Genomic DNA, 23,011 nt, shown 5'->3' with positions numbered 1-23,011 from the left:
CTTGAAACATTGTACCATGCAAAGGCCCGGCTGACGGCTTTGGCAATGATTTTCAGCAGATTTTTCCTTTCTTTCCCAGCTTTAAAAAGAGCCAGGCTCCTTCAATTGATTTGTGAAAAAATTCGATGAAAAGGATTTTATGGCAAATATTGTGAAAATACGACTTGCCAAAGACTAGTAAAAGCGGGTATCATAATAGATGATTGATTACAGATTCACATTCACAAATAACTAATCAGACGGAGGCATCTTTTATGAACAACAAATTTAGAATTCCCAAGGCTACTGCCAAAAGATTGCCGCTATATTACCGCTACTTGCTTCTTTTGAATGATGAAGGCAAAGACAAGGTTTCTTCAACTGAACTGGCTGAAGCCGTCCAAGTCGACAGCGCTTCAATCCGCCGGGACTTTTCCTACTTCGGCGCCCTGGGCAAGCGGGGCTACGGCTATGACGTCAAGAACCTGCTCAGCTTCTTTAAGAAGATCCTCAACCAGGACACTTTGACCAACGTTGCCCTGGTCGGGGTCGGCAACCTGGGCCACGCTCTTTTGAACTACAACTTCAAGCGCAGCAACAATATCAGAATTTCCTGCGCCTTTGACATCAACCCGGAAATCACTGGCAAGATCACCCAAGGGGTGCCGGTCTACTCAATGGATGAAATGAAGCAGCAGATCGCTGACCAGCAGATCCGGATCGCCATCTTGACCGTTCCCCAGGCTACGGCCCAGAAGACGGCTGATGAAATGATTGAAGCCGGGATCAAGGGGATCATGAACTTTACCCCAATCCGCCTGTCAGCTCCAAATGGGGTCCGGATCCAAAACGTCGACCTGGCTACCGAATTGCAGACCTTGATCTACTTCCTCGACTCTGACGAAATGATCAAAAAGCAGCTGGAAGAGCGGAAGAAGGCCATGGACAACACGAATAAATAAGGAAAACAGCACTTTTTAGCACTCTCGCCTAAAAAGTGCTATTTTTCTCTTGCCTTTTTTGGAAAAAGGGATTATTATCATAGTTGTAAGTTAGCACTTGATCAAGATGAGTGCTAAAGAATTTCTAAAGACAATTAATTTCAGGAGGGAATAACGTGTTACAACCAATTGGAGATCGCGTGATCGTTGAAGTTAAAGAAGCTGAAGAACAAACCGTTGGTGGCATCGTACTTGCTTCCAACGCTAAGGAAAAGCCAACTCAAGGCAAGGTTGTTGCCGTAGGCGGCGGCCTGTACGCTGAAGATGGCAGCAAGCTTCCTATGACCGTCCAAGAGGGCGATGAAGTTTTATACGATAAGTATTCTGGCACCAAGGTCAAGTACGAAGGCAAGGAATACTTAGTCCTTCATGAAAAAGACATTTTGGCAATCGTTAAGTAATTTAAGGAGTGCAAATTAAAAAATGGCAAAAGACATTAAGTTTTCAGAAGACGCAAGACGTTCACTTTTAAACGGGGTTGACAAGCTGGCCAACACGGTCAAGACGACTTTGGGGCCTAAGGGCAGAAACGTCGTTTTGGAACAAAGCTACGGCAACCCAACGATTACCAACGACGGCGTGACGATCGCCAAGGCAATTGAACTGGAAGACCACTACGAAAACATGGGGGCCAAGCTGGTGGCTGAAGCTGCTTCAAAGACCAACGACATCGCCGGTGACGGTACGACCACTGCCACTGTTTTGACCCAAGCTATCGTGCAAGAAGGCATGAAGAACGTGGTTGCCGGTGCCAACCCAGTTGGCATCCGCCGCGGGATCGAAAAGGCTACCCAAGCAGCCGTTGACCAATTGCACAAGAACAGCCACGAAGTTTCCAGCCGGGACCAAATCGCCCAAGTTGCTTCAATTTCAAGTGCTTCAAAGGAAATCGGTGACTTGATCGCTGAAGCCATGGAAAAGGTCGGCAACGACGGCGTCATCACTATTGAAGACTCTCGCGGGATTGAAACTGAACTGAGCGTGGTTGAAGGGATGCAATTCGACCGCGGCTACCTGTCCCAATACATGGTAACTGACAACGACAAGATGGAAGCGGACTTGGATAACCCATACATCTTGATCACTGACAAGAAGATTTCCAACATCCAAGACATCTTGCCAATGCTGCAAGAAATCGTGCAACAAGGCCGCGCTCTCTTGATCATCGCTGACGACGTGACTGGCGAAGCTTTGCCAACTCTTGTTTTGAACAAGATCCGCGGTACCTTCAACGTTGTTGCGGTTAAGGCTCCTGGCTTTGGTGACCGCCGCAAGGAACAACTGGCTGACATCGCTGCTTTGACTGGCGGTACGGTTATTTCTGAAGACCTGGGCCTGGAACTCAAGGACACCCAGCTCAGCCAATTGGGTCAAGCCCGCCGGGTAACCATCACCAAGGACTCAACTACTATCGTTGACGGCTCTGGTGACAAGGAAGCCATCCAAGAACGAGTTGACACCATCAGAAAGCAAATCGAAGACACGACTTCAGACTTTGACAAGAAGAAGCTGCAAGAACGTCTGGCCAAGCTGGCTGGCGGCGTAGCCGTAATCCACGTCGGCGCTGCTACTGAAACTGAACTCAAGGAACGCCGCTACCGGGTAGAAGACGCCTTGAACGCTACCCGCGCAGCTGTTGACGAAGGCTACGTAGCTGGTGGTGGTACTGCCTTGGTCAACGTTGAAGAAGCCGTTAAGGCAACCAAGGGTGACACTGCTGATGAACAAACCGGGATCAACATCGTGGCCCGGGCCTTGACCGCTCCAGTTCGCCAAATCGCTGAAAACGCCGGTAAAGAAGGCTCAGTCATTGTTGACCACCTGCGCAAGGCTGACCCGGAAGTCGGCTACAACGCTGCTGAAGACAAGTATGTCAACATGATCGACGAAGGGATCATCGACCCAACCAAGGTGACCCGGTCAGCTCTGCAAAACGCCGCTTCAATCGCTGGTCTTTTGCTGACCACTGAAGCAGTTGTGGCAGAAATTCCTGAAGACAAGCCTGAAGCAGCCCCTGCTCAACCAGGCATGATGTAAAATACTGAAATTTAACACACACAAGAATTACTGTAAGAAGGGTCCAGCTCAAAGCTGGGCTCTTTTTGCGTGCAAGACAGGGCAAGCAGGCCGGTGAAATGCTGTATAATTGAAAGCATACGATAAGCGAGGGAGTTTTTATGCCAAGAAAAGCCACGACTCCAATGATGGAGCAATATTACCAAATTAAAGACCAGTACCCGGATGCCTTTCTCTTCTACCGGGTGGGGGACTTTTATGAACTGTATGAAGATGATGCCGTCAAGGGATCACAGATTTTGGAACTGACTTTGACCCACCGGTCAAACAAGTCGGAAAACCCGATTCCCATGGCCGGGGTTCCTCATATGGCGGTTGATTCTTACGTCAACACTTTAGTGGAAAAAGGCTACAAAGTGGCCATCTGTGAGCAATTGGAAGACCCGAAGAAGGCCAAGGGGATGGTCAAGCGGGGGATCATCCAGCTGGTTACCCCCGGTACTAAAATGGCCCAGGGGCCAGACGACAGCCAGGAAAGCAACTACTTGACCAGTGTCGTCGAAAAGGCTGGCGGCTACGGCCTGGCTTACAGCGACCTGTCGACCGGGGAGATTTTTGCCACCCACGTCAAGCACTACACGGAAGTGGTCAATGAACTCTTGTCTTTGCGAACCCGGGAAGTCGTTTTTGCTGGCAACCTTAGCGCCAGCGACCGGGACAGCTTGCAAAAGGCCAATATCACCGTGTCTGAACCGGCTGAGCTGGAGGGAGAGCACGCGGAAATTTCCTACGTCCAGCAGAAACTGACTGATTCTTTGGAAAAAGCTGCCGTCCGCCAGCTGGTTGTCTACCTGTTGGCCACGCAGAAGCGGAGCCTGGCCCACCTGCAGGTGGCGGAAAGCTTTGAAATCGGCCAGTATTTGCAGATGGCCAACACCGTCCAGCGGAATCTGGAACTGACCCAGTCAGCCACGACTGGCAAGAAGCAGGGGTCACTTTTCTGGGTTTTGGACAAGACCACCACGGCCATGGGGGGCCGGCTTTTAAAGCAGTGGCTGAGCCGGCCGCTTTTGTCTTTAGACCGGATCACCCAGCGCCAGCAGATGGTTCAAGCCCTTTTGGACGACTACTTTACCAGGGAAAACATCGTTGACTCTTTAAAGGGAGTCTACGACCTGGAGCGGTTAAGCGGCCGGGTGGCTTTTGGCAATGTCAACCCCCGTGAGCTTTTGCAACTGGCGAAAAGCCTGGAGGCGGCCAAGCCGATCATCCAGGCCTTAGCCGAATCGGGCAATCCGGACCTGGAAAAATACGGGCAAGGCATTGATCCGCAGAGCGAACTTGCTGAAAGCATCACTAATTGCTTAGTTGACCAGCCGCCGATTTCCGCTAAAGATGGTGGCATTATCCGGGCCGGGGTCAGCGAGGACCTGGACAAGTACAGGGAAGCCATGAATGGCGGGAAAAAGTGGCTGGCCCAGATGGAAATGGAAGAGCGGCAAAGAACTGGGATCGATAATCTGAAGATCGGCTACAACCGGGTCTTTGGCTACTTCATCCAAGTAAGCAAGGGCAATGTCTCTAAAGTGCCCCAGGACCGCTACACCAGAAAGCAGACCTTGACCAATGCCGAGCGCTACATCACTCCGGAATTAAAAGAACACGAGAACTTGATCCTGGAAGCTGAGAGCCGGTCAACCGACCTGGAATATGAGCTCTTCAGTCAGCTGAGAGAGGCTGTCAAGGCCCATATCCCGGCCTTGCAGGAACTGGGCCGGAAGCTGGCCGCCCTGGACGTTTTCGTGGCCTTTGCCCAGGATGCAGAAGAGAAAAATTACTGCCGGCCAAGTTTTTCCAGCAAAAACGAAATTGCCGTTAAAAACGGCCGCCACCCGGTCGTTGAGGCAGTTTTGCCAGCGGGCTCCTACATCCCTAACGACCTGGTCATGGATGAAGACACCAGCATCTACCTCATTACTGGGCCAAACATGTCCGGGAAGAGCACCTACATGCGGCAGCTGGCCTTGATCGCCATCATGGCCCAGATTGGTTCCTTTGTGCCGGCAGACAGCGCCGTGCTGCCAATTTTTGACCAGGTCTTCACCCGAATCGGGGCAGCTGATGACCTTTATTCCGGCAAGTCCACCTTCATGGTGGAAATGAGCGAGGCCAATGACGCCCTCCAGCATGCCTCCAGCCGATCCCTGGTCCTCTTTGATGAAATCGGCCGGGGGACGGCCACTTACGACGGGATGGCCCTGGCCGGAGCCATCATCAAGTACCTGCACGACAAGGTCGGCGCCAAGACCCTTTTTGCCACCCACTACCATGAACTGACTGAACTAGATGAAACTTTGCCGCACTTAAAGAACATCCACGTTGGGGCAACAGAAGAAAACGGCAAGCTGATCTTTTTGCACAAGATTTTGCCCGGACCAGCTGACCAGTCTTACGGAATCCACGTGGCCAAATTGGCCGGCCTGCCGCGGGCTGTTTTAAGAGAGGCCTCCAGCATGCTCAAGCGCCTGGAAGCAGAAGGGGCCCGGGAAATCAACCCAAGCAGCCAGCAGCTGGACCTCTTCAGCCCGGTGGAAGTGGTGGAAGAGAACCCGCTTAAGGAAGAGCAGGAGGAACTTTTGGACGAGATCAGCCAGGTCAACTTGAATGAAAAGACGCCGCTGGAAGTCATGCAGCTGGTAGCTGACTGGCAGCAGGCCTTGAAGGAAGAATAATGGCGAAAATTCATGAACTTTCAGAAAATCTGACCAACCAGATCGCGGCCGGGGAAGTTATTGAGCGGCCGGCCAGCGTGGTCAAGGAACTGGTCGAAAACGCGATTGATGCTCAGGCCAGCCGGATTAGGGTTGAAGTTCAGCATTCGGGCTTAAAGCAGATCTCTGTGCAAGACAATGGCAGCGGGATTGCCCCGGACCAGGTTGACCTGGCCTTTATGCGGCACGCGACCAGCAAGATTCAAGACGAACGCGACCTGTTCAATATCGCGACCTTGGGCTTTAGAGGGGAAGCCCTGGCTTCAATTGCCGCCGTGGCCCATGTGGAAATTTTGACTTCAACTGACGGGCAGACAGCGACCCGGGCGGCTTTTGCCGGTGGGGTGAAAAAGTTCCAGGAAGATGCCGGCAGCGCCAAGGGGACCAAGATCACGGTCGGGGACCTTTTTTACAACACTCCGGCCCGGCTGAAATATTTGAAGAGCCCTAAGACAGAACTCTTGAAGATTGTGGACATCGTCAACCGGATCGCCCTGGGCCACCCGGAAATCAGCCTGACCTTGGCCAGCGACGGGAAAGTCTTGCTCAGAACGCCCGGCAACGGCAACCTAAAGCAGGACGTGGCCAATATTTATGGCCGCAAAGTCGCTGAAAAAATGCTGACGGTGGAAAACGAGGACCCGGACTTTACCCTTTATGGCCTGGTGTCAGAAGCAGACCTGACCCGGTCTTCCCGCAACTTTATCTCAATTCTGCTTAACGGCCGCTATATCAAGAACTATCAGCTCTCCAGTGCCCTTTTGAACGGCTATGGCAATAAATTAGGGGGCAAGTACCCGATTGCGGTTTTGGCGATTGAGGCTGATCCCCTTTTAGTCGACGTTAACGTTCACCCGACTAAAGAAGAAGTCCGCCTGTCCAAGGAAAAAGAGCTCAGCCGCTTGATCACCAGTGCCGTTACTGATGCCTTGCTGGATGAAGACGAGGCCAGCCCGCTTTTTCAGCTGACTCCTTTTAAAGACAAGACCCAGCTGGACCAATTGGAATTCAACTTAAAGCCAAACGTGGTCGACACCCGCCGGCCAGACGACTTCCAGCTGGAAGTCCCCCAAGTGGCTGAGTCGGAAAGCAAAACAGATAAAACTGATAAAGCAGATAAAAAAGAAACAAAGACAGAGACAAAAACAAAAGAAGCAGATAGCAAAGAAAAAACTTCTGCTCCGGAATACGTGGACTTAAACCAGGTCAGAGAAGACGACCAGTACGTCTTAACCAAGACCTGGGACCAGCATGTCAAAGAGCAGACGGCTCTTTCGCCTTTTGAGGGCGGGGAAGAAAAGGCCAGTCCCGTTATTTCAAAGGCTGACCAGCTTTTAAGGCAGCACCTGCCGGCTCTTAGGCTTTTGGGCCAGATGGGGGGATATCTTCTGGCTGAACACGGAGGCGACCTTTACCTCGTTGACCAGGTGGCGGCTAGAAGACGGCTGGAATACGACCAGATTTTAGCCAGCCTGGAAAAAGAAGAGAACTACCAGCAGGGCTTGCTTGAGCCTTTGGTCTTTGACTTCAGCGTCTATGACTACCAGAAATTAAAAGACCAGCTGCCCCTTTTGCGCCAGCTGGGCCTGGAGATGGAAGACTTTGGCCAAAACACCCTCTTGATGCACTCTTACCCAACCTGGCTGAAAGGCGAAGTCACCGTGCAGGTAAGGGAGCTCTTGGACCAGCTCTTGTCCAGCCGGGAAAGCGATGGAAAAAGTCTCTTGAAGCTGGTGGCGGCTAAGGCGGCAGAAAGCAACGTTTCCCGCCGGGTCAATTTAACCGGTGCAGAAGCCGCCGACCTGCTGCTCCGTTTACAGACAGCCAGCGACCCTTACCGGGATGCCAGCGGCCAGGTCGCTGTCGTCCGCTTGAGCCAGAATGATTTAAGCAAGCTTTTTAAGAAAGGGAAGTGAAAAACTAGATGTACGAGTATTTTGAGGGCACCATTACCGTGGTTAACCCGGCCTATGTCGTCATTGAAGTGGCCGGAATCGGCTACCGGATCCTGACCCCGACCCCTTATGCCTACCGGGAAGGGGAAAAGGCCCGGATCTACGTTGAACAGGTTGTTCGGGAAAACGGAATGACCCTCTACGGCTTCAAGAGCCAGCAGGACAAGGGCCTCTTCAACAAGCTTAATGAAGTTTCCGGGATCGGCCCCAAGTCGGCTTTGGCCATCATGGCCGCCGAAGACAACGGAGCGCTGGCTTCAGCCATTGAAAGCGGCGAAGTTTCCTACCTGACCCGTTTTCCTGGGATCGGCAAGAAGACGGCTTCCCAGATCGTCCTGGACTTGCGGGGGAAGATGGGCAACTATGTGGCTGAAAACCTCTTTACCGAAGACGAGCCGGTCAAAAGTACTTCCCCGGCTTTGGAAGACGCCCTCCTGGCCCTTGGGGCTTTGGGCTACAGCCAAAAAGAAGTTGACCGGATCAAGCCGAAACTGGAGAAATTGCCGGAAATGTCCGCTGACGAATACATCAAGCGGGGCTTGGGCTTTTTGCTGAAAAAATAAGGGGGTAAAGGAAGATGACGGAAGAACATTTGACCAGCCAGGAAGCCGCGGAAGGTGAAGAAGCGGTAGAACTTTCCTTACGGCCCCAGCTGCTCAGCCAGTATATCGGGCAAGGGCATGTCAAAAAGGACATGGAAGTCTACATCCAGGCTGCCCGCCAGCGTGACGAGGCCTTAGACCATGTCCTCCTTTATGGCCCGCCAGGTCTGGGTAAAACCACCCTGGCCTTTGTCATTGCCAATGAATTAGGCGTCAACTTAAAGAGTACCAGTGGTCCGGCCATCGAGCGGGCCGGGGATTTAGTAGCCCTGTTAACCGACCTTGAGCCCGGGGATGTCTTGTTTATCGATGAAATCCACCGCCTGGCCAAGCCGGTTGAAGAAGTCCTTTACTCAGCCATGGAAGACTTTTACATTGATATCGTGGTTGGGGAAGGGCAGACAACTCATGCCATCCACCTGCCTCTGCCGCCTTTTACCTTGATTGGGGCAACCACCTTGGCCGGGCAGTTGTCGGCGCCACTGCGCGACCGCTTCGGGATCGTTGAGCACATGCAGTACTACCAAGTTGAGGACTTGGAAAAAATCCTCCTCCGCTCCAGCGAGGTCTTCCATACCAAGATTTCCCCGCAAGCCGCCCACGAACTGGCCCGCCGGTCCCGGGGAACGCCCCGGGTGGCCAACCGCCTTTTAAAGCGGGTGCGGGACTTTGCTGAAGTCAAGGGAGAAAAAGAAATTTCCCTGGAAACGACGGCCATGGCCTTAAAGCAGCTGCAAGTTGACAGCGCCGGGCTGGACCAAACTGACCGCAAGCTCTTGAGGACCATGATCTTAAGCTATGGGGGCGGCCCGGTCGGAATCAGAACCCTGGCTTCCAATATTGGGGAAGACCGGGAGACGATCGAATCCTTGTATGAGCCCTATCTTTTGCAAAATGGCTTCATTGTCATGACCCCAAGGGGCCGGGTGGTGACCCAGAAGGCCTACCAGCAGTTGAATTTGCCCCTGCCTGGTGAGGAAGAATAGCAAAAAAGACCAGTTTACAGTATAATGTTCGTTAAAGCCTTTTGGCATCTGCCAAAAAGCAGCAAATTGATTTTATGAGGTGGATAATTTGAATACTTTTGCATTAGCCGCAGCCAATGGCGGTGCTGGCAGCAGCATCTTCATGCTGGTTATGCTGGCCGTTTTGTTTGGTTTTACTTACTTTACCATGATCAAGCCGCAAAAGAAGCAGCAACAGCAGCGCCAGGAAATGATGAACCAGCTCAAGAAGGGCGACAGCGTGGAAATGGTTGACGGCCTGCGCGGCAAGATTGACTCAATCAACGACGCTGACAAGACCATCGTCTTGGACGCTGACGGCATTTACCTGACCTTCTCCAGACTGGCAGTCAGAACTGTTTTGAAGCAAGCTGACGCAAGTGAAGCAGCTGAAGAAGCTAAGCCAACAGAAGACAAGGCTGAAACAGCTGAAGAAGCTAAGCCTGAAGCTCCAGCAGAAACTCCGTCCGAAGACAAAGGCAGCCAAGAATAAACGAACAAAGCGTTCCTTCGGGGACGTTTTTGTTTTGCCTGCGCCAATTAATTGCTAAAATAGTTAGTAGTTGATTTTTTAGAGGTACTATAATGAACAATATTCCAACAGTAATGATCCTTTTCGGCGGCAGCGGCGACCTGGCCCACCGCAAGATCTATCCGGCCCTGTTCAATCTCTACCGCCGGAATGTCATTCACGACAACTTTGCCGTTATCGGCACTGCCCGGCGGCCCTGGTCACATGAATACCTGCGTGAGCAGGTGGCCCAAGCTGTCCATGAAAGCTGGGAAGAGGTCGATGAAGCACAGCTGACGGAATTTGCCAGCCACTTTTACTACCAGTCCCACGACGTAACCAACGTTGAACACTACGTGACTTTGAAGCAATTGGCCCAGGAACTGGACGAGCGCTATGAATGCGGCGGCAACCGCATCTTCTACATGGCCATGGCCCCAAGCTTCTTTGGGACGATTGCTGAACACATTGCCGACCAGCACTTGACCGGGACCGGCTTCAACCGCCTGGTGGTTGAAAAGCCATTTGGGACTGACCTGGCCAGCGCGGAAGTCTTGAACCAGCAGATCCGCGGCTCCTTTAACGAAGACCAGGTCTTCCGGATCGACCACTACCTGGGCAAGGAAATGGTGCAGAATATCCTGCCTCTGCGTTTTGGCAACTCCTTGATCAAGCGGATCTGGAATGCCGGCGCGGTTAAGAATGTCCAGGTTACCTTGGCTGAACGGCTGGGCGTTGAAGCCCGGGGCGGCTATTATGATAACTCAGGGGCCCTAAGGGACATGGTCCAGAACCACATTATGCAGATCATCACCCTTTTAGCCATGCCAGAGCCAAAAGACTTGTCTGACAAGGCCATCCACGCGGCTAAAGAAGAACTTCTGGAATCTTTAGTTATCCCTGATGAAAAAGCCGTCAGCGAGAACATCATCCGCGGCCAGTACCTGGGGACGGAAACCACTTTTGAATATGTCAAAGAGCCTAACGTGGCGGAAGACTCCAAGACTGAAACCTACGTGGCTGGCCGCCTGGAATTTACCAAGGGGCCTCTGGCTGGCGTCCCGGTTTACTTCAGAACTGGCAAGGAAATGCGGGAAAAGAAGACCCGGGTGGACGTAGTCTTTAAGGATGAAGCTGGCTTATACGACGATAAGGCCAAGACCAACGTGCTGACCATTGAGATCGACCCGGTCAACCAGGTCTACTTCCGCTTAAACGGCAAGACTGTTGCTGGCGGTGACCTGCGTCTGGAAAGATTGCGCTACCGCTACAGCGAAGATGAACAAGCTGAAGTGCCAGATGGCTATGAGCGCTTGATTCACGATGTCTTCGTCAACGATTCCACCAACTTTACCAAGTGGGAAGAACTGAAGCAGTATTGGAAGTTCGTGGACGCGGTAGAAGCTGCCTGGCAAAAGGCAAACGCTGTCGGCGAAAAGCCAGTCAAGTACCGGCCCTACTGCATGGGACCGGATACCAGCAAGATTTTTGCTGATCCTGAGGACGGCTGGATCTACAAGTAATGGCCGACATTGACCTGTTGCCCAGGAACGATTTTTCCCGCCGGATTATCCACCTGGACATGGACGCCTTCTACGCTTCAGTTGAGATGCGGGACCGGCCGGAATTGGCGAATAAGGCAGTCGTGATTGCCCGGGATCCCAGGAAAACGGGTGGCCACGGAGTGATCGCTACCGCCAACTACCGGGCCAGAAAGTACGGGGTTGGGTCAGCCATGCCGGCCGCCCAAGCCGTCAAGCTGATTCCAGCTGAAGAATTGGTTTTCGTTGAGCCCGATTTTGCAAAATACCGCCAGGTTTCCGGGCAAGTGCATGACTTAATGCACGAACTGACCGACCAGATCGAAAGCGTGGCGCTGGACGAAGCATATATGGACGTGACCCAGAGCAAGATCCCCGGCAAAAGCGCCCTGGAATTGGCCAGCTACCTGCAAGAGCAGATTTTCCGCCAGCTGCATTTAACCTCATCTTTCGGGGTCAGCTACAATAAGTTTTTGGCCAAGATGGGGTCAGAATACGCCAAGCCTTTTGGCCGCACTTATATTGCCCCGGACCGGGCCCAGGCCTTTTTGGACAGGCAGGAAATCAAAAAATTCCCCGGCATCGGCAAGAAGACCCAGGAGCGGCTAAAAGAAGCCGGCGTTTTGACGGGCCGCGATCTCAGAAATTACGGGCTCAGCCGCCTTTTGAAAGACTATAAGAAGTTTGGCTACTACATGGCCCTGCATGCCTACGGAATCGACTTAAGCCCCGTCCAGGCCTCCAGAAAGCGCAAGTCCCTGGGCAAGGAGCGAACTTTTGAACCGGTGATTTACGACCAGGACCGGGCTGAAGGCTATTTAAAGGATTTCAGCCAGACGGTGGCGGCTGAACTGAAGCAGAGAAATCTTTTGGCCAGGGTGGTCGTTTTAAAGGTCCGTGACCGCAATTTCAAGACCATCACCCGCCGGCAGAAGGTCCAGCCGACCAGTGACCCGGAAATTTTTTACCAGCTGGCTAAGGAGCTTTTGGCCAAGGAACCGGAATTTCTGGCTGAAGGCATCCGCCTCTTAGGCTTGTCAGCTGGCGAACTTGAAGAAACACATTATCAGGAAATCAGTCTTTTTGCAGATGAATAGCTAAAAGGCTGATTTTTTGCTAAAATAAAATTTTGAACTCATAAGGCAGAAAGGACCCCGCGATGAACACTTTTGACGAAATTTTCAGTAAGATTAAGCAATATCCGACCATCATCCTCCACCGGCACACCAATCCCGACCCGGACGCTATCGGCTCCCAGGCTGCTTTAGCTAAGAGCCTGCGTCTGCAGTTCCCGGACAAGAAGATTCTCTGCACCGGGGAAAATGACGTGGGTGACCTGGACTGGATCAACACGATGGATGAAGTCAAGGATGAAGACTACCAAGGCGCCTTGGTGATCACGACCGACACGGCTAACACGCCGCGGATCTCTGACCAGCGCTACCGGATGGGGGATTACCTGATCAAGATTGACCACCACCCGGATGTTGACCCATATGCTGACATGTCTTACGTTGACTCAAAAGCCGCCGCTGCCTGCGAAATCATCGCTGACTTTATCGAAGCAGAAGGCCTGCCCCTTAACCGGGAAATCGCCCTGGCTCTTTACGCCGGCATCATCGGCGACACTGGCCGCTTCATGTACGACGCGACCAGCGCCCACACTTTTGAAGTAGTATCGCGCTTGATGAAGACCGGGATCGACATCTCCCAAATCGCCAGAAACGAAAGTGAAGTAACCTTCCAGCAGGCCAAGCTGCAGAGCCTGGCGCTGGAGAAAATGCAGCTGGACGAAAGCGGCCTGGTCGCTATTGCCGTAATTACCCAGGCAGACTTAAAGGCACTGGGCGTTACCCAGCCGCAAGCTTCAGTCACTGTTTCAACCCCGGGCCGGATCAAGGGGATCCTGACCTGGCTGGTCATCGTGGAAAAAGAAGACGGCACTTACCGGGTTCACTACCGGTCAAAGGGTCCTTACATCCACAAGCTGGCTGAAGCCCACGACGGGGGCGGCCACGAACTGGCCTCAGGGGCAACTGCCCACGACCAGGCGGAAATCGACCAGATTTTCCAGGAATTAGTTGAAGTAACCAAGAAATACAAGGAAGACCATGAATAACATTTTTACTGACACGCGCTTAAGAAGCGAAATCCGCCAGGGCCTGGCCAAGATCGGCTTTACCAAACCGACTCCGGTCCAAGAAAAAGTCATCCCGGCCATGCTGAAAGAAGAGAGCGTGATCGTGCAAGCGGCCACGGGGAGCGGGAAGACTCACGCCTACTTGATTCCGATTTTAAACTCCATTGACGAAGACGCCCGCTATGTGCAAGCTATCGTCACGGCCCCAAGCCGGGAACTGGCTGACCAGCTCTACCGGGTAGCCCGCCAGCTAAGAGATGCCTCTGGCTTGAACATTGCCATTGCCCACCTGGCCGGGGGCAGCGACCGGGATCGGCAGATCGCCAGATTTGAGCAGAACAAGCCCCAGCTGGTTATCGCCACTCCGGGCCGGCTTTTGGACTTTGCTGACAAGAAGATCCTGCTTTTGGACCAGGTCAAGAACTTCGTCATCGACGAAGCTGACATGACTCTGGACCTGGGCTTCTTGGGCGACGTGGACAAGATTGCCGCCCGTCTGCCAAAGGACGTGGTCATGTCCGCTTTTTCAGCCACGATTCCGGTCAAGCTGACCAACTTTTTACGGAAGTACATGGCCAAGCCGGAAGAAATCGTGATCGACAACCCGGCCGTTATTGCCCCAACGATCAAGAATGACCTCTTGGACATCGGCAGCAAGGACAGAAAGAAGATCGTCTACAAGCTTTTGACCATGGGCCAGCCTTACTTGGCCTTGGTTTTTGCCAACACCAAGCAGATGGTCGACGAACTGGCTGACTACCTGGCCAAGCAAGGGCTCAAGGTGGCCAAGATCCATGGCGGCATTACCGAACGGGAAAGAAAGCGGACCCTGCGGGAAGTCCGGGCCGGCCAGTACCAGTACGTCGTAGCCAGTGACCTGGCTGCCCGGGGGATCGACCTGCCTGGCGTCAGCCTGGTCATCAACTACGAGATTCCCAAGGACCTGGAATTCATCATCCACCGGATCGGCCGGACTGGCCGGAACGGCCTGCCGGGCCACGCCGTGACTTTGGTCAGAGAAGAAGAGATGAACCGGGTCGGGGCCTTGGAGCACATGGGCGTCCACTTTGACTTCGTGGAAATCAAGGACGGGGCACTCGCTCCGCGGACCCACTACCGCCGCCGGGACAACCGGACTGCCTCAAACCGCCAGCTTGACCCGCACATGAAGGGCGTGGTCAAGAAGGTCAAGTCCAAGCGCAAGCCTGGCTACAAAAAGAAGATCAAGCAGGCTATCCAAGAAGATAACCGCAAGAAGCGGAAGATTGAAGCCCGGCATGAAATGCGCCACCAAAAGCGCCTCCGTAAGCGCAAGCGCGAACAAAACCGTTGACATTTTTTCTCTAAGTAGTAAAATTAGTGACGTTTAAGATATGTTTTCTGTCCAGCCGATTCAAAGAGAGAACCGGCAGCTGGGAAGGGTTTATCGCTGGCCAGAAAATGCTCCTTAAAGTGATCAATTTAAGATAATCAAGAGGTAACAAGCATTGTTGCAATCAAGGTGGTACCGCGTCTAGAGCGTCCTTGAATTAGGCAAACATGCTTGTTTTTTGTGTTTTTAGGAGATTTTGATGAAAAAGTTAAACAGTTCAGAATTTCGGCAAATGTTCCTCGACTTTTTTGCTGAACACGGCCACATGGTCATGCAGTCAGCCAGCCTGATTCCAAAGGATGACCCGACTTTGCTCTGGATCAACTCCGGGGTGGCAACCATGAAGAAGTACTTCGACGGCTCAGTCGTGCCAAAGAACCGCCGGATTACCAGCTCACAAAAGTCAATCAGAACCAACGACATTGAAAACGTCGGCAAGACTGCCCGCCACCAAACCTTGTTTGAAATGCTGGGCAACTTCTCAGTTGGTGACTACTTCAAGGAAGAAGCTATTCCTTGGGCTTGGGAATTTTTGACCAGTCCTGACTGGCTGGACCTGGACAAGGACAAGCTTTACGTGACTGTTTATCCTAAGGATACCGAAGCTCACCGGATCTGGCATGAAGTAGTCGGCCTGCCGGAAAAACACATCGTGCAATTGGAAGACAACTTCTGGGACATCGGTGAAGGCCCATGTGGTCCTGACTCAGAAATCTTCTACGACCGCGGCCAGGAAAACAATGACGTGCCAGAAGATGACCCTGAAAACTACCCAGGTGGTGAAAACGCCCGTTACCTGGAAATCTGGAACATCGTCTTCTCAGAATTCAACCACCTGCCAGATGGCAGCTACGTTGAACAGCCACACAAGAACATCGATACCGGGATGGGTCTGGAACGTGTCCTTTCCATCCTGCAAGATGCACCGACCAACTTTGAAACCGACCTCTTCCTGCCAATCATCCACGCTACTGAAGAAATGAGCGCGGGCAAGAAGTACGGCGCAAACAAGGCTGACGACACTTCCTTCAAGATCATCGCTGACCACATCCGGGCCATTTCCTTTGCCATCGGTGACGGGGCTTTGCCAGGCAACAACGGCCGCGGTTACGTTTTGCGCCGGCTTTTGCGGCGGGCAGCCTTGAACGGCCGCAAGCTGGGCATCGATGGTGCCTTTCTTTACAAGCTGGTGCCAGTTGTCGGCGACATCATGAAGAGCCACTACCCAGAAGTCAGCGACCAGGCAGAATTTATCAGCAAGGTTGTCAAGAACGAAGAAGACCGCTTCGGCGCAACTTTGGAAGCCGGTTTGACTTTGCTTGATGACTTGATTGACAAGGCTGAAAACAGCGAAGACAAGACCATCTCCGGCAAGGATGCCTTCAAGATGTTCGACACTTACGGCTTCCCTTACGAATTGACGGTTGAAGCTGCTGAAGACAAGGGGCTCAAGGTTGACAAAGCAGGCTTTGACGCTGAAATGGAAGCACAAAAGGAACGTGCCCGCAAGGCCCGGGGCAACCTGCAATCCATGGGTTCACAAGACGAAACCTTGATGGAAATCAAGGACAAGAGCGTCTTTGAATACGGGGTCTACGAAGAAGAAAGCAAGCTGGTTGACATCATCGTTGACGACAAGCTGGTTGACAAGGCTGACGGCGAAAAGGCAACCTTGATCTTCGACAAGACGCCATTTTACGCTGAACGGGGCGGCCAGGTGGCTGACCACGGTGACATCTACGATGAAGAAGGCAACCTGGTTGCCCGGGTAGTTGACGTGCAGCACGCGCCTAACGACCAGAACCTGCACTTCGTTGACGTGATCCTGCCGCTTGAAAAGGGACAGACCTACAAGCTGAAGATTGACCGCGCTCGCCGGGAAGGCCTGCGCCACTCACACTCAGCTACCCACCTTTTGCACGCTGCCCTGCGGCAAGTTTTGGGTGAACACACCCACCAGGCCGGGTCAGTCGTTGAACCAGACTACTTGAGATTCGACTTCACTTCCCTTGACCCAACCACGCCAAGAGAACTGAAGAACGTTGAAAAGATCGTCAACGAAAAGATCTGGGAAGCAATTCAGGTCAAGACCACGGAAACTGATCCGGAAACTGGTAAGAAGATGGGCGCTTTGGCCCTCTTTGACGGCAAGTACACCGATAAGGTCAGAGTCGTGCAAATGGATGACTTCTCCATCGAATTCTGCGGGGGTACCCACTGCGACAACACCTCCCAAATCGGCGTCTTCAAGATCATTTCTGAACAAGCCATCGGTGCCGGGGTCAGAAGAATTGAAGCCGTAACTTCCAAGCTGGCTTACGAATACTTAGCCGGCCGCTCAGATATCCTGGACCAGATCCAGGCTGAAGTTAAGGCTACTAAGGCAGATGGCATCCAAAGCAAGATTGCCAGCCTGCAAGAAGAACTCAGAAGTGCTGAAAAGCAAAATGCCGCTTACGAAGCACAAATCAACGCTTCCAAGGCTGGCAAGATCTTTGACCAGGTCAAGACGGTTGGCGACTTGACGGTTATCGCCACGATCGCTGACGTCAAGGGGATGAACGACTTGCGGGAAATCGCTGACCAATGGAAGAGCGAAGGCAAGTCTGACGTCTTGATCCTGGGCGCTAAGTCAGAAGACAAGGCCAACATGCTGATCAGCCTGGGCCAAAAGGCCCTGGACAAGGGCCTGAAGGCCGGCGACTTGATCAAGAGCGTGGCAGCCATCTTCGGTGGTGGCGGCGGCGGCCGGCCAAACATGGCCCAAGCCGGCGGCAAGAAGCCTGAAGGCCTGCAGGATGCCATTGACGCTGCAGTCAGCCAGCTGGACTAATTAGGCTAAATAATTGAGTTAAGGAAAATTTTTAAGTAGAATAGACAAAAGAGGGGGAATAACAATGAGTTCGCTTGATAAGACGATGCACTTTGATTTTAACCAGAATAAGGGAAAGAACATCCGCGACACTCTGGAAGACGTATACAAGGCCCTGGAAGAAAAGGGCTACAGCCCGATCAACCAAATCGTGGGTTACCTGCTTTCAGGCGACCCAGCGTACATCCCACGCCACAACGACGCCCGGAACTTGATCTTGAAGCACGAACGCGATGAAATCATCGAAGAACTGGTCAAGAGCTACCTGGGCAAGGACAAGTAATGCGCCTGCTGGGTTTGGACGTCGGCTCCAAGACCATCGGGGTGGCCGTCAGCGACCCTTTGGGCATCACCGCCCAGGCAGTGATGACGATTCCGATTGATGAAGACCGGCACAATTTCGGCATGCGGTCCTTAAAGAAGCTGGTCCGTGAGTATGACGCGGACGGCTTCGTCCTGGGCCTGCCCAAGAACATGGATGGAACGGCTGGCCGGTCGGTCAGCCGGAGCAAGGCCATGGGCGAGCGCCTGGAGCAGAAGTTCGGCTTGCCAGTCTACTATGACGATGAACGCTTGACGACCGTGGCCTCGGAGAGGATTTTGGTTGAAGAGGCGGGAATGCATGATCGCCGGCAGCGCAAGGAGGTCGTTGACCAAATGGCAGCTGTGTTGATTTTGCAGAACTATTTGGATTTACAGCGAAAGGAATAACTATGGCTTTTGAAGTTAGCGCCGAAGATCAAGACAGACAACTGACCTTGATCGATGAAGACGGCAACGAAGAATTATTTGAAGTATTGTTTACTTTCCATTCTGACGACAATGACAAGTCCTACATCCTGCTTTACCCGGCAGCTGTAGAAGATGACGACGAAATTGAAGTCCAGGCTTTCAGCTACGATGCCGACGAAGACGGCGACGTAACCAGCAGCGACCTGCACGAAATCACTTCTGACGCTGAATGGGACATGGTTCAAGGGGTGCTCAACACCTTCCTTGAAGATGACCGTTTGAGCGGCGACGATTCTGCAGAATAAGAAAGAAGCGGGTGCTTAGCCCGCTTTTTTTGTTAGGAAAAAATTTTTAGACAAAATTACTGAGATGATGAATCACAAAATTTTAGACATACTGGAATACCAGGAAATTACCAGCCGCCTGGCCGACCAGGCGGTAACGGCCCCGGCTAAAAGCAAGGCCTTAAAGCTTCAGCCGGCCAGCGACCGGGAGACGGTCAGCCGGGCCTTAAGCGAAACCAAGGCACTGGTTGATTTGGACCGGATCAAGGGACAGCTGCCCCTAACCGACTTTCAAGATGTTGAGCCAAGCCTCAAGCGTTTAAAGGTCAAGGCCGACTTGAACGCCCTGGAATTAGGCAATATCCTGCTGATTTTCACCCTGGCCCAGGAAAGCAGCCGCTTTGTAGAAGACGCGGAAGAAAACGAAACTTTGGATTTGGCGGCAATTGATGCCTTGCTGGAGGGTCTGGAACTGCCGGATGACCTTTACCGGCGCCTGCGCACTTCTCTGACTTATGACGGGGAAGTCCTGGATACCGCTTCAGCTGACCTGGCCCGTCTGCGCCACGGCCGCTTGGCAACCGAAGCAGAAATCAAGGAAAAGATGACCGCCTACACCAAGGGCAAGAACGGCCAGTACCTGTCAGAACAGATCGTGACTATCCGGGACGACCGTTATGTTATTCCGGTTAAGCAGGAATACCGTAACAAGTTCGGCGGGGTGGTCCATGACCAAAGTGCCTCCGGCCAGACCTTGTTTGTCGAACCTGCCGCCATCCTGCCCTTGAACAACCGCCTGCAGAACCTGCTGGCTGAAGAGCGGCAGGAAGTTCGCCGGATTCTCCACGAATTGTCTTTGGATGCCAGAGAAGAGATGGAGGCCATCAAGCGGGTGGCCGCGGCTTTAAGCGAATTGGACTTCCTCCAGGCCAAGGCAAAATTAGCCAAGCAAATGCGGGCCAGCCAGCCGCTTTTATCTGCTGACCAGTCCTTTAAGCTCCTGGGGGCGCGTCACCCCTTAATCGATCCAGACAAGGTTGTGGCCAACGATATCGCTTTGGGCCAGGATTTTGACACGATCTTGATCACCGGGCCCAACACGGGTGGTAAGACGATCACTTTGAAGACGGCAGGATTGCTGCAGCTGATGGCCCAATCCGGCCTCTTTATTCCGGCTAATGAAGGTTCCAGCGTGGCCGTTTTTGACCAGATTTTTGCCGACATTGGGGACGAACAGTCAATCGAGCAGTCGCTGAGTACTTTTTCATCCCATATCAACGACATCGTGGCGATCATGAAGCGGGTCAGTGACCAAAGCCTGGTCTTGATCGACGAAATCGGGGCCGGGACCGACCCAGAAGAAGGGGCCAGCCTGGCCATCTCGATTTTGGACTTCTTCAGAAAGAAGGGGGCCAAGATCATCGTTACGACCCACTACCCGGAACTCAAGCTCTATGGCTATAACAGAGAGCGGACGACCAACGCCTCCATGGAATTTGACATCAAGACCCTGTCGCCGACCTACCGCCTGCAGATGGGGATTCCGGGCCACAGTAACGCCTTTGCCATTGCCCGCCGTTTGGGCATGCGGGAGGATGTGGTAGTCGCGGCTGAGAAGCTGATGAGCAGCGATGATTCCGACATCAACCACATGATCGACGAATTAAACAAGCAGACTAAACTGGCCACGGAAAACAAGCAGAAGCTGCAGACCAGCCTGGACCGGGCCAAGCAGCTGGAAAAGAAGCTGCAGGATGCCCTGGACATCTACAACCAGCGGGTCCAAAAGCAGCTGGACTTTGCCCAGGACCGGGCCAACGAAATCGTGGCCAAGAAACGCAAGAAGGCCGACAAGATTATTGCCGAGCTGGAAGAAGCCCGCAAGGAAGGGATGCAGGTCAAGACCAACCAGCTGATGGACGCCAAGGGCGAATTCAACCAGCTGGCCAAGCAGGAGGCCAACTTGGCCAAGAACAAGGTCTTGCAAAAGGAAAAGAAGCGCCACCATGTCCAGGTGGGTGACAAGGTCAAGGTTCTGTCTTACGGGCAGACCGGGACGGTCACCAAGAAGCTGGGCGAGCATGACTATGAGGTTTCCCTGGGCCGGATCAAGCTCAAGGTGACCGACAGAGACATCGACAAGCTGGCCGCCGGGCAGAAGCATCAGGCCCAAAGACGGGCTACTTCCGCCTCCCGGTCCAGCCGGGCCCACAGTTCACTGGATCTTAGAGGGCAGCGCTATGAGGAAGCCATGGTCAATTTGGACCGGTACTTTGACACCATCCTTTTGTCCGGTCTTAGCACCGTCACCATCATCCACGGGATTGGGACCGGGGCTATCCGGCAGGGAGTCCAGCAGTACCTCAAGCGCAACAAGCACGTGAAGGCCTACAGCTACGCGCCAGCCAATGAAGGCGGGACTGGGGCCACGATCGTGACCTTAAAGTAGGCAAGTTACTTGCAAAAAGTAAGTAAATCTAGTAAACTTAAAACATCAAGTAGAAAATAATGTTTTTAAGATTAATGATTTGAGGTATTTACATGGTAGATGCAATTACTGACGCAACTTTTGAAGAAGAAACCAAGGATGGCGTAGCTCTGGTTGACTTTTGGGCAACTTGGTGCGGCCCTTGCCGGATGCAGTCACCAGTCATCGAAGCTTTGGCTGAAGAAAGACAAGACGTTCACTTCACCAAGATGGACGTAGACGACAACCCGGAAACGGCCAAGAACTTTGGCATCATGGCCATCCCAACCCTCTTGATCAAGAAGAACGGGCAAGTAGTTGACCGTTTGACTGGCTACACTCCAAAGGAAAAGCTGAACGAAATTCTTGACCAGTACGCTGACTAAGAAATAAAAAATCGAATAGAAACAAAAATACCAGAGCCGTTGGCTCTGGTATTTTTTATATATTCTTTTATCTAGCCCAATCTTCTGGCTTGCTAGAAGAAAGCAGTGATCTGGACGGTCTGCTTCTTGTCGTCAACGCTGATTTCAGCTTCAGCTGACCGGCCCCGGTTTTGTTCAACCGCTTCGGCGATCATCCCGCTCTCCAGGGAGAATTCCCGGCTGCCGGCAGCCAGGCGGTCGCTGATTGGCTGCCCGCTCAAGGAGAAGATGACTGAGGAGCGGCGCTCCTTGACGATGGTCAAATCGCCAAATTCAGCCATCTTGAAGAATTCGCTTAAGTCTTCAAATTCACTGAGGGCATATTTGCGGGTGATCCGCTTGCCGGCCCAGTAAAGAATCGCCGGCGTGTCCCCGCCTAAAATCGTTGGCAACAAGAAGTCGCGGTATAGTTGATTGACAAAGTATACGTGTTCGTTGTGTTCTGACATAATCCTCATCCTTATTCGCTGTTTTCATTCTACCCTAAATATTACAGGATGGTGAAATTTTTTAACAAGTTTTAGAAAAAGGCTAGGAAATCGCCGGAAAATAGAAAAAAGTTCTCCAGGACTGAAAAAGCGGTGAAAATAGCAGAAATTACTCTCTTTGTAAGTTCGAAAAGGCTTGAATAAGTGGTAAAATTTCAGTAGAGAGATTTTTTATTTTTTGAAATGATAGGAGCACTATATGACTCAAGTACTATTGTTTGCTACAGATAATCAAAACAAGGTTAAGGAATTGCAGGAAGCTTTCAAGAAGGCTGGTCTGGACATCGAGCTTAAGTCAAATGCAGATTTGGACAACCCGCCATACGTCAACGAAAAGGGCACGACTTTTGAAGCCAACGCTAAGCTGAAGGCCCACGCTTTGGCAGACTTCAGCAAGCTGCCAACTTTGGCTGACGACTCAGGCTTGCGGGTTAAGAAACTGAACGGCGCTCCTGGCGTTCACTCAGCCCGCTACGGCGGTGAAGCCCACAACGATGCTAGAAACAACGGCAAGCTTTTGGCAGCCTTGGGCGGGGTTCCGCAAGACCAGCGTCAAGCCAAGTTTGTCACTGTCTTGGTTTTGACCATGCCAGGCCACGAAGACAAGGACCTGGTTGTAACTGGCACCTGCGAAGGTGAAGTGCTGGCAATTCCTCGCGGCAAGGATGGCTTCGGCTACGACCCGCTCTTCTACGTACCAAGCAAGGGCAAGACTTTCGCTGAAATGACCACTGAAGAAAAGAACGAAGTTTCCCACCGGGGCAAGGCAGTCAAGGCTTTGATCGAAGAACTGCCAGCCTGGTTCGCTCAATTCAACTAAGATCAAATAAAAAATGCTGGGCCGCGGCTCA

20 protein-coding genes are annotated in these 23,011 nt (G+C 52.5%); 19 read left to right on the top strand and 1 reads right to left on the bottom strand.

The genetic code is table 11. The features are described 5' to 3' along the window. The first annotated feature begins 254 nt into the window (after positions 1–254). From ACYVUT_RS08115 to trxA, 18 genes are all read left to right on the top strand, one after another. Positions 255–941, top strand: coding sequence for a redox-sensing transcriptional repressor Rex (locus ACYVUT_RS08115; protein WP_439775416.1), 687 nt, complete (start codon positions 255–257; stop codon positions 939–941). A gap of 155 nt (positions 942–1,096) precedes the next feature. Next, positions 1,097–1,381 (top strand): co-chaperone GroES, encoded by a 285-nt coding sequence (gene groES, locus ACYVUT_RS08110; RefSeq protein WP_270449034.1) that lies wholly within the window; start codon positions 1,097–1,099, stop codon positions 1,379–1,381. 22 nt (positions 1,382–1,403) lie between these two features. After that, positions 1,404–3,017: a chaperonin GroEL gene (gene groL / locus ACYVUT_RS08105; protein WP_484500588.1), complete on the top strand. Its 1,614-nt coding sequence runs from the start codon at positions 1,404–1,406 to the stop codon at positions 3,015–3,017. A 140-nt stretch (positions 3,018–3,157) separates the two neighbouring features. After that, positions 3,158–5,728 carry a DNA mismatch repair protein MutS gene (gene mutS / locus ACYVUT_RS08100; protein WP_439775414.1) on the top strand — a complete coding sequence of 857 codons (2,571 nt, stop codon included), beginning with the start codon at positions 3,158–3,160 and terminating at the stop codon, positions 5,726–5,728. Next, a complete protein-coding gene (gene mutL, locus ACYVUT_RS08095; RefSeq protein ID WP_484501817.1) occupies positions 5,728–7,683 on the top strand; it encodes a DNA mismatch repair endonuclease MutL in 1,956 nt (651 codons plus the stop codon). The genes mutS and mutL overlap by 1 nt, the downstream gene beginning before the upstream one ends. 8 nt (positions 7,684–7,691) lie before the next feature. Next, positions 7,692–8,285, top strand: a complete 594-nt coding sequence (gene ruvA / locus ACYVUT_RS08090) for a Holliday junction branch migration protein RuvA (protein ID WP_484500585.1) — start codon at positions 7,692–7,694, stop codon at positions 8,283–8,285. Between the two features lie 14 nt (positions 8,286–8,299). Next, positions 8,300–9,310 carry a Holliday junction branch migration DNA helicase RuvB gene (ruvB, locus tag ACYVUT_RS08085; protein WP_484501816.1) on the top strand — a complete coding sequence of 337 codons (1,011 nt, stop codon included), beginning with the start codon at positions 8,300–8,302 and terminating at the stop codon, positions 9,308–9,310. Positions 9,311–9,398: 88 nt separating this feature from the next. Then, entirely contained in the window at positions 9,399–9,821 is a 423-nt protein-coding gene (yajC, locus tag ACYVUT_RS08080) for a preprotein translocase subunit YajC (RefSeq protein ID WP_484501815.1), read from the top strand. A gap of 92 nt (positions 9,822–9,913) precedes the next feature. Further along, complete coding sequence (gene zwf / locus ACYVUT_RS08075) at positions 9,914–11,362, top strand: glucose-6-phosphate dehydrogenase (protein ID WP_484501814.1); 1,449 nt, start codon at positions 9,914–9,916, stop codon at positions 11,360–11,362. After that, a complete protein-coding gene (gene dinB / locus ACYVUT_RS08070) occupies positions 11,362–12,477 on the top strand; it encodes a DNA polymerase IV (RefSeq protein ID WP_484501813.1) in 1,116 nt (371 codons plus the stop codon). Before zwf ends, dinB begins: the two co-directional genes overlap by 1 nt. A gap of 62 nt (positions 12,478–12,539) precedes the next feature. Beyond that, positions 12,540–13,499 carry a DHH family phosphoesterase gene (locus ACYVUT_RS08065; protein WP_484500581.1) on the top strand — a complete coding sequence of 320 codons (960 nt, stop codon included), beginning with the start codon at positions 12,540–12,542 and terminating at the stop codon, positions 13,497–13,499. After that, complete coding sequence (locus ACYVUT_RS08060; protein ID WP_484501812.1) at positions 13,492–14,853, top strand: DEAD/DEAH box helicase; 1,362 nt, start codon at positions 13,492–13,494, stop codon at positions 14,851–14,853. Before ACYVUT_RS08065 ends, ACYVUT_RS08060 begins: the two co-directional genes overlap by 8 nt. A 238-nt stretch (positions 14,854–15,091) precedes the next feature. After that, positions 15,092–17,725, top strand: a complete 2,634-nt coding sequence (gene alaS, locus ACYVUT_RS08055) for an alanine--tRNA ligase (RefSeq protein ID WP_484501811.1) — start codon at positions 15,092–15,094, stop codon at positions 17,723–17,725. Between the two features lie 64 nt (positions 17,726–17,789). Then, the gene (locus tag ACYVUT_RS08050; RefSeq protein ID WP_002876574.1) at positions 17,790–18,047 is read left to right on the top strand and encodes an IreB family regulatory phosphoprotein; all 258 of its coding nucleotides are present in this window, start codon (positions 17,790–17,792) and stop codon (positions 18,045–18,047) included. Beyond that, a complete protein-coding gene (ruvX, locus tag ACYVUT_RS08045; RefSeq protein WP_439775406.1) occupies positions 18,047–18,475 on the top strand; it encodes a Holliday junction resolvase RuvX in 429 nt (142 codons plus the stop codon). Before ACYVUT_RS08050 ends, ruvX begins: the two co-directional genes overlap by 1 nt. 2 nt (positions 18,476–18,477) lie before the next feature. Continuing rightward, positions 18,478–18,801 carry a DUF1292 domain-containing protein gene (locus tag ACYVUT_RS08040; protein WP_002876576.1) on the top strand — a complete coding sequence of 108 codons (324 nt, stop codon included), beginning with the start codon at positions 18,478–18,480 and terminating at the stop codon, positions 18,799–18,801. A gap of 67 nt (positions 18,802–18,868) precedes the next feature. After that, positions 18,869–21,229: an endonuclease MutS2 gene (locus tag ACYVUT_RS08035; RefSeq protein WP_484502052.1), complete on the top strand. Its 2,361-nt coding sequence runs from the start codon at positions 18,869–18,871 to the stop codon at positions 21,227–21,229. Positions 21,230–21,321: 92 nt separating this feature from the next. Then, positions 21,322–21,633: a thioredoxin gene (gene trxA, locus ACYVUT_RS08030; RefSeq protein ID WP_439775405.1), complete on the top strand. Its 312-nt coding sequence runs from the start codon at positions 21,322–21,324 to the stop codon at positions 21,631–21,633. Between the two features lie 92 nt (positions 21,634–21,725). On the opposite strand, the gene ACYVUT_RS08025 is transcribed toward trxA, so the two are convergent. Next, complete coding sequence (locus ACYVUT_RS08025) at positions 21,726–22,121, bottom strand: YslB family protein (protein ID WP_439775404.1); 396 nt, start codon at positions 22,119–22,121, stop codon at positions 21,726–21,728. A gap of 238 nt (positions 22,122–22,359) precedes the next feature. Between ACYVUT_RS08025 and ACYVUT_RS08020 the strand changes: the two genes are divergently transcribed. Beyond that, positions 22,360–22,980 (top strand): XTP/dITP diphosphatase, encoded by a 621-nt coding sequence (locus tag ACYVUT_RS08020; RefSeq protein WP_484500577.1) that lies wholly within the window; start codon positions 22,360–22,362, stop codon positions 22,978–22,980. The last annotated feature ends 31 nt before the right edge of the window (positions 22,981–23,011 follow it).

The sequence above is a fragment of the Lactobacillus sp. WILCCON 0059 genome (assembly GCF_057197985.1).
The sequence above is the reverse complement of the archived record's forward strand: the minus strand, read 5'-3'. Positions and strand labels throughout refer to the sequence as shown.